This is a genomic window from Kaistella sp. SH40-3, assembly GCF_030686865.1.
Classification (GTDB): Bacteria; Bacteroidota; Bacteroidia; order Flavobacteriales; family Weeksellaceae; genus Kaistella.
This window is the reverse complement of sequence record NZ_JAQYUS010000002.1, coordinates 451924-459590: the sequence shown is the minus strand read 5'-3', so window position 1 is coordinate 459590 and position 7667 is coordinate 451924. Positions and strand designations below refer to the sequence as shown.

General features: G+C 34.4%; 7 protein-coding genes and 1 rRNA gene. 6 read left to right on the top strand and 2 right to left on the bottom strand.

The window, feature by feature from the left end; translation table 11 throughout:
• Positions 1-132: 132 nt before the first annotated feature.
• Together rrf and PUH65_RS05875 are read left to right on the top strand one after the other, a co-directional pair.
• Positions 133-240 (top strand): 5S ribosomal RNA (rrf, locus tag PUH65_RS05880).
• 486 nt (positions 241-726) lie between these two features.
• Positions 727-1572: a DUF2911 domain-containing protein gene (locus tag PUH65_RS05875; RefSeq protein ID WP_305518888.1), complete on the top strand. Its 846-nt coding sequence runs from the start codon at positions 727-729 to the stop codon at positions 1570-1572.
• A 279-nt stretch (positions 1573-1851) separates the two neighbouring features.
• On the opposite strand, the gene PUH65_RS05870 is transcribed toward PUH65_RS05875, so the two are convergent.
• A complete protein-coding gene (locus PUH65_RS05870) occupies positions 1852-2583 on the bottom strand; it encodes a hypothetical protein (protein WP_305518887.1) in 732 nt (243 codons plus the stop codon).
• A gap of 78 nt (positions 2584-2661) precedes the next feature.
• Here PUH65_RS05870 and PUH65_RS05865 point away from each other — a divergent pair, with 78 nt between their 5' ends.
• From PUH65_RS05865 to PUH65_RS05850, 4 genes are all read left to right on the top strand, one after another.
• The gene (locus PUH65_RS05865; RefSeq protein ID WP_305518886.1) at positions 2662-2874 is read left to right on the top strand and encodes a hypothetical protein; all 213 of its coding nucleotides are present in this window, start codon (positions 2662-2664) and stop codon (positions 2872-2874) included.
• A 315-nt stretch (positions 2875-3189) separates the two neighbouring features.
• Positions 3190-4461, top strand: a complete 1272-nt coding sequence (locus tag PUH65_RS05860) for a DNA cytosine methyltransferase (RefSeq protein ID WP_305518885.1) — start codon at positions 3190-3192, stop codon at positions 4459-4461.
• Complete coding sequence (locus tag PUH65_RS05855; RefSeq protein WP_305518884.1) at positions 4458-4784, top strand: hypothetical protein; 327 nt, start codon at positions 4458-4460, stop codon at positions 4782-4784. The genes PUH65_RS05860 and PUH65_RS05855 overlap by 4 nt, the downstream gene beginning before the upstream one ends.
• Positions 4778-5851, top strand: a complete 1074-nt coding sequence (locus tag PUH65_RS05850) for an HpaII family restriction endonuclease (RefSeq protein ID WP_305518883.1) — start codon at positions 4778-4780, stop codon at positions 5849-5851. Before PUH65_RS05855 ends, PUH65_RS05850 begins: the two co-directional genes overlap by 7 nt.
• 68 nt (positions 5852-5919) lie before the next feature.
• Here the strand turns inward: PUH65_RS05850 and PUH65_RS05845 are convergent, their stop codons facing one another.
• Positions 5920-7584, bottom strand: a complete 1665-nt coding sequence (locus PUH65_RS05845; RefSeq protein WP_305518882.1) for a sodium:solute symporter — start codon at positions 7582-7584, stop codon at positions 5920-5922.
• Positions 7585-7667 lie beyond the last annotated feature (83 nt).

Here is a 7667-nt window from a genome sequence, read left to right as displayed (position 1 = left end):
AGTGCAACAAGGTTTGCTCTTTGTGATATTTTTTATCGATATTTATAAGGTATCAGTTATAAGGTATTGGGTATTAGTTTAACAACTACAACCTATTCCCTACTAACTACCTCCTTCATATAAAACAACTTTTAGGGTGGTTTTAGCAGAGGGGCTCACCTGTTCCCATTCCGAACACAGAAGTTAAGCCCTCTAGCGCCGATGGTACTGCTAACGCGGGAGAGTAGGTCGCCGCCAGTTTTTTTAAACCTCATACATTTATTTGTATGAGGTTTTTTTGTGCAATAAACTCAAAGATAAATAGACGAATAGATAATAGACATAAGACCAAAAGAGAATAGACGAATAGAGAATAGATGCAAGGTTCAAGATGCAAGATGCCAGAGTTGATACACATGATCAACATGAACTACGAGACTCGAAATTGAGATCATAGTTATGATGACTAATTTCCCTTTGTAAAAGAAAACCGACTGAAGTTATAGCCCGGATGGGAGCGGCATCCTTTTTTGATTAGGACGGGTTTTATTTTAATCGTAAATGTTATAAGCAAAAAAGATAGAGCGGACAGCCGGACGGGTTTTGTAAGAAGCGAAAGTTTTGTTGCTCCTTATGGAGAAATTAATTATTTCATTTCTTCTTAATTTTCACTTCACGCTTTTTCTTGTCAATGATTAAAAAATGGAGTAGATTTAAAGATTGTAAAAAATATTAAATTAAATAATAATGAAGAAAAATTTGTTGTCTTTATTTTTAGTGGGTGCATTTGCAATGGGTAATGCACAAGTGAAAACGCCGCAACCGAGCTCGTCTGCGAGTGTAAAACAAACGATCGGACTTTCTGAAGTTAGCGTAGATTATTCGCGTCCTTCTGCGAATGAGCGCAAGGTTTTTGGGAATTTGGTTCCGATGGATGTGGTTTGGAGAACTGGGGCGAATGGTTCTACGGATATCACGTTTGGGAATGAGGCGAGTTTTAATGGGATTAAAGTACCAGCAGGGAAATATTCTTTATATACTATTCCATCTGCTAACGAGTGGGAAGTGGTTCTTTATAAAGATACGGAACAGTGGGGCGCGCCGAAAGAATTGAAAGCGGAGGAAATTGTGGCCAAAACGAAAGTGAAAGCGGAGAAAAATCCATTGTTTGTAGAAACTTTTTCAATCGGTTTTAATGATCTAAAGACTGATAGAGCCAATTTAATTTTAAGTTGGGAGAATACGATGGTGAAAGTTCCGATTGTTATGGATTCGAAGAAGGAGGTGTTGGAGTCGATTAATGCTACTTTGGGTAAAAAGGAAGCGAAGGCTTCTGATTATAATCAAGCGGCAGGTTATTATTTCCAAGAGAAGATGGATTTAAAAAAGGCTCTGGAATATGCGACGAAAGCGAATGAAATGCAACCGGATGTTTTTTATATGCTGAAGTTGAAAGCGGAGATTCAAGCGGCAAATGGAATGAAGAAAGAGGCGATCGAAACCGCGAAGAAATCAATGGAGTTGGCAAAGAAAGCGAGCAATGATGATTATGTGAAAATGAATGCGGATAATATTGCGAAGTGGAGTAAGTAGTAATATTGTTTTCGCTTATAAAAAAAATGGATACCAGATTTTGGTATCCATTTTTTTTTGATTGTAATAGAGATTTCTGATGGTGTGTCCGATTATTTGTTCTGTGAATGAGATTATCTTATCTGTGGATGCTGTATTCTAATTTGCGGTTGCAAGGTTCAAACTTGTGGATGAGATATTCTAAGTTGAGTGTCACATAATCAGAGTTGAGTGTCACATAATCGGATTTGAGTGTCAGATAATCGGATATTAGTGTCAGATAATTCTTTTTGTGAAGGGTTATAAATTGGGTTTCACAATTTTAATTCCTTTTACCTGTGCGAATTCTGGACTTGTGGAGCCGAATAGCGCTTTGATGTAGAGTTTTATTTCTTTGGCGATTTCGTAGATTGAGTTTTCGTTGGTGTAAAGGTTTTTGTTTCTGATGATTCTTGAATTGCTTACCGCGGTGTAGGTTTGCGCAACTGCTGTATTTTTCTGGGTAAGGTCTTCGATTTTTGCATCGATGGTTGCTATTTGGAGGTCTGTTTCATTTGGGGTGTAGGAGACTTCTGCTTCTAATACTGCTTTTAAACCTGCTAAATGCTGAATGATTTGATCATAAGATTGCTGACTTGTAGAGATAGTTTTGGGAGGTGGATCATTTGGGTTTAAAGGTGGTTTTTGAGTGGATGAGCCTTTGCCCTGAATTTTGTTATTGAATGTTTTTGCATCTGCAATGGTTTCTTTGGAAGCATCTGTGGTTTGCAGGGCTGCGATGAGCCTTGTTGCCAGGGCTCGTACATCGCTAAAGGCATCAACACGTAGATTGACTTTGTTATTGTAGTCTGTGTTTTTGGTGATGACTTCTGCGAGATTGTTTTCGGCCTCTGCTTTTTGCGCGATAATTTGGGGCAGTTTGAGGGTGTTTTTTGAGGGGTTGTAGTTTGCTCCGTAGGCGGAAATGAATTCGATTAGGTCTTGGAAATTAGCGACATTTTTCGCGTGTCCCACTTCTGATGTTGATGCCATGTTTTTGATTTTTTAGTTAATTAAATGTGAAACTAATTAAAATATGGTTTACTATGTACCGTTAAAAGACCCTTATTTATGAATTATTTTTTCAATGTTACTGTTTTTGGAAGAAATGTGAGTAGGGATATGATTGGTAAATGGTGGTGGGTTGTGGTTTGGGGGCACTGGGAATATGGTGAAGTTTTTGGAAAGCCTTTAATTAATGAAGGTTTTTTTGGTTATAGAAGTTATTTAATTTTTTTATTTTCTAAACTAATTATGGGATCTATAAAAAATTTGTCTTTTTAATATTGTATTTTTGCATTCAATGTTTTTTATTTTTGGACGTTGAAATTGCAAGAGGTAGTAAAAAGGTTTGTAATGAATTGAAAAAATGATTCGACCAAAATGACATCAATAAATGAGATGAAAATTAAAATAAATATGTAAAATTATTTGACGAAGTTGAAGGTCTGGAAGATTGAATAGAAAGACTTCAACTGCAAATAAATAGGGTACCGAACATATTAAAAAGATCGAAAATATATTTTTTATTAAAATAATTTTTGAAACAATAAAAAATTAGGAGTGTAAGTAATGAGCGGGGAGATAATAGAATATAAAATGAAGTTAACAGAAAAAATATCTTTGGAGTCAATCGGTGACAAAAAATTTAAAATTAAATTAATAGAACCAGAAAATAATCAAGAAGCAGTTCTTACACATTATTTACAAAGTTTAAAAAATAAAAAGATTTCTAATTTCTTTAAAGATGATGCGATTAATTTTACTAAAGAGATTTTAGAGAATAAGTATCCTGAAAATATAATTACTAATAAAGTAGCGGAAGAGGCATTGCAAATGGGACTTTTTGAAATGTTAGAAGTTCCATTTCCACCAGTAGAAAATCCCAAGTTTACATTTATCGATTTATTTGCAGGAATTGGAGGATTTCGTTTGGCGTTGCAAAACTTAGGAGGAAAATGTGTTTTTACAAGTGAATGGGACAAAGAAGCAAAACGAACGTATAAAGCCAATTTTGGCGAAAAACCTTTTGGTGATATTACAAAAGAAGAAACAAAATCATATATACCAGACGAATTTGATCTTCTATGTGCTGGTTTTCCATGTCAAGCGTTTTCAATTGCTGGGAAACGCGGTGGATTTGAAGATACGAGAGGAACATTATTTTTTGATGTTGCCGAAATAATTAAACGCAAAAAACCGAAAGCAGTATTTTTAGAAAATGTGAAAGGTTTGAGAAGTCATAACGGAGGAAAAACTTTAGCAACAATTTTGAATGTTTTGCGAAATGATCTGGGTTATTTCGTTCCTGAACCACAAATTGTAAACGCGAAAGATTTCGGCGTTCCCCAAAATAGAGAGAGAATTTATATTGTTGGTTTTAGAAATGATTTAGGAATTGAAAGTTTTGAATATCCAAAACCATCATCTCAAAAAGTAACTTTTGCCGATATTAAAGAAGAACATGTACCACCTACGAAATATTTTCTTTCCACCCAATATTTACAAACTCTAAAAGATCATAAGGCAAGGCACGAAAGTAAAGGCAATGGTTTTGGGTATGCAATTATACCTGATGATCAAATAAGTAATGCTATTGTGGTCGGTGGAATGGGGAGAGAAAGAAATCTGGTTTTAGACCACAGAATTACAGATTTTACTCCGACAACACATATTAAAGGAACAGTTAATCGAGAAGGAATTCGAAAAATGACACCAAGAGAGTGGGCAAGACTACAAGGTTTTCCTGATGACTATTTAATCCCAGTTGCTGATGCTTCGGCATATAAACAATTTGGTAATTCCGTTGCGGTACCTGCAATACAGGCAACTGCAAATGAAATCTTAAAACAATTAAAAGTAAAAAGATGAAATCAATAAAAAAACACACTCAGAATTTATATGTTAGTTTAGGTTCAGAAACAGATGTTATACGTTTTTCTCAACTTTCTAATAATGCACAATTAGAAGAATTGATGAAGCCAGCGGAGTTTCTATACATTCAAATTAAAGACTTAAAAGAAGCAAAGATAATTTGTCAAAATTTTATAGAATATTTTAATCTTGGAGGATCAAACTGGATTGGTGGTCGAATTATAGATGAGGATAACAACTTTATTGCTAGCATATCTTATAACGGTAAAATATGGGATAATGAAGATTGGAAATTAGCAAAAGAGATTGAAATATGTTAACAGGAAACAAAGGAGAATGGAGCGAAATTTACGCACTTTTTAAACTGTTAGGTGATAAAGAATTGCATCCAGGAAATAAAGATATTAAGAAAATTAACAATCTTGTATATCCAATTTTAAAAATAATTAGAAACGAAGTTAGTAGTAATTTTGAATATTCGATTCAAGATGATATCGTGATTATATCGGGAAATAAAGAAATGTTTCGCATTCCAATCGTTGAATTTCAACAAAGAGCAAAATATCTACTAGATGAAATAAAAAGTAATTCAGGCACTTTTTCTGTTCCAGAAATAGAGGATTTTATGAAAAGTATAAATTGTATTTCATTGAAAGCAAAATCTACTTCCAAAACTGACATTACAATTGTTGTTCATGATCAACGGACAGGGCTTCAACCCGCTTTAGGATTTAGCATAAAATCACAATTAGGTCATCCTTCTACTCTATTAAATGCAGGAGAGACAACCAATTTTATTTTTAAAATAATCGGTCGAAAATTCAATAAACAGGAAATAGTTGATATAAACAATATTTCATCAAAAAGTAAAATTAAAGATAGGATAGTAGAAATTGAAAATAAAGGTGGGAAATTGCAATTTGCAAAAACTCAAAGAAGTATTTTTGGTAATAATCTAATTCTAATTGATAGTTTATTACCAGAAATCTTAGCAAATATTGTCTTAGATTTTTATTCAACTCCCTACTCTCATACTTCCGATTTAGTGCAACTTACAGAAAATAAAAATCCCTTAAACTTTGATATTACAGATAAACATTTATTCTATGGTTATAAAATAAAAAGATTTTTAACCGATGTGGCGTTAGGAATGATGCCTTCAAAAGTTTGGACAGGCGATTATGAAGCGACAGGAGGTTATTTAATTGTAAAGGAAGATGGAGATATTCTATGTTATCATATTTATAATAAGAACGAATTTGAAAATTATTTACTTTCCAATACAAAACTCGAAACCGCCAGTAGTTCAAGACACAACTTTGGAGAAGTTTACGAAGAAGATGGAGAATTGTTTTTCAAACTAAATTTACAAATTAGATTTTTGTAAGATTTTTAAATAACGAGACTTAATATAGATTCTAAAACTAATGGACACCCAATCTCGGTGTCCATTTTCTATATCGTTACCTTCTTAAACATTCCCTCCAACAAACTCGCAGCCCCAATCATCAACAAACACCCAATCGGATTCAACCACAAAAACTCCAGTTGAATCACCTCTTTTACATCTAAAAAATAAAGTAAAATAATCACAGGTTCAACAATCAGAATACTCCACATTGTTGCTTTACCGCCGATTTTTGGGAAGAGAAATGCAATTGCAAATACGCCGAGAATTACACCATAAAACAAGGAGCCAATAATATTAACGGCCTGAATTAAGTTTTCAAACAAACTCGCATTCACGGCAAAGAATATGGCGACCATTCCCCACATCAGCGTGAAAAGTCTGGAGGCGTTCAAGTATTTTTTCTCTGAAATATCGGGTGCGAAATTTCGCTTATAAATATCTACGACTGTCGTTGTTGCCAAAGCATTCAGTTCGGAAGAAGTAGAACTCATGGCGGCAGAGAGAATAACGGCGATCAATAATCCGACAATTCCGGTGGGTAAATAATTAAGGATATAATAAATGAAAACGTAATCCTTGTCATTCGATTCGATTTCCGGAGCGACTTTATTAATTAACTTTTTAACATCTTCTCTGATGACCACTTCTTTTGCCTGAAGATCTTTCAACTCCGACATTGTTTTTTCGGAATGATCGGTTTTCCAGGCGATAATTTTTTCTTTTTTCTCCTCGTGAAGTTGATCAAAATCAGAATTTAAGATTTTGTATTCTGTATTATTTTTCAGTGTTTGAGAAAGTGGATTGAAATTTAAAGGCGTCTTTTCAAACTGAAAAAAAACGAAAACCATCACTCCAATGAAGAGAATAAAGAATTGCATCGGGATTTTGAATAAGCCATTAAAGAGCAAACCCAATCGTGCTTCCTTCAAACTTTTCCCGGTCAAATATCTTTGAACCTGACTTTGATCGGTCCCAAAATAACTCAAAAACAAAAAAGTTCCACCCAAAAAGGCAGACCAAATATTGTAGCGGTTATTCAAATTAAATTCAAAACTCACCGGATTGAGTTTCCCCATTTGTCCGGAATAGAGGAGCGCGTCATTTAAGCCTAATGGTAAATTTTCAACGATGAGAAAAAACGCCAAAAACATCCCGATAAAAATAACAATCATCTGCTGTTTCTGCGTCTGACTCACCGCTTCTGTACCACCAACTAAAGTATAAATGGTGACCAAAGTTCCGATCACAATATTGGTTAAAATAAGATTCCAGCCCAAAATGGTGGACAGAATAATGGCCGGCGCAAAAATCGTAATTCCTGCCGCCAAACCTCTTTGAATTAAAAATAGAATCGCTGTTAAAATTCTGGTAGAAAGTCCAAACCGTTTTTCTAAATATTCATACGCCGTTAAAACGTTCATTTTGAAAAATTTCGGAAGTACCCAAACGCAGAGAATCACCATCGCAATAGGCAATCCAAAATAGAATTGCACGAATCCCAAACCGTCGTGATAGGCTTGTCCGGGCGTTGATAAAAAAGTAATCGCACTCGCTTGAGTCGCCATAATGCTTAAACCGACCATCCACCAGGGATTGGTTTTTCCGCCCAAAAAGGACGCAGAAGTCTTTACTTTTTTGGATTTATAAATCCCGTAAATAACGATAAATAATAACACGAAAATTAAAACCGCCCAATCTAAATTCTTCATTTATAATAGTTTTGAAAGAGTAACATCGCCACAATCATCAAAACTGTAATGACTAAAAGAGAAGTGTAAAGGGTTTTCCAATT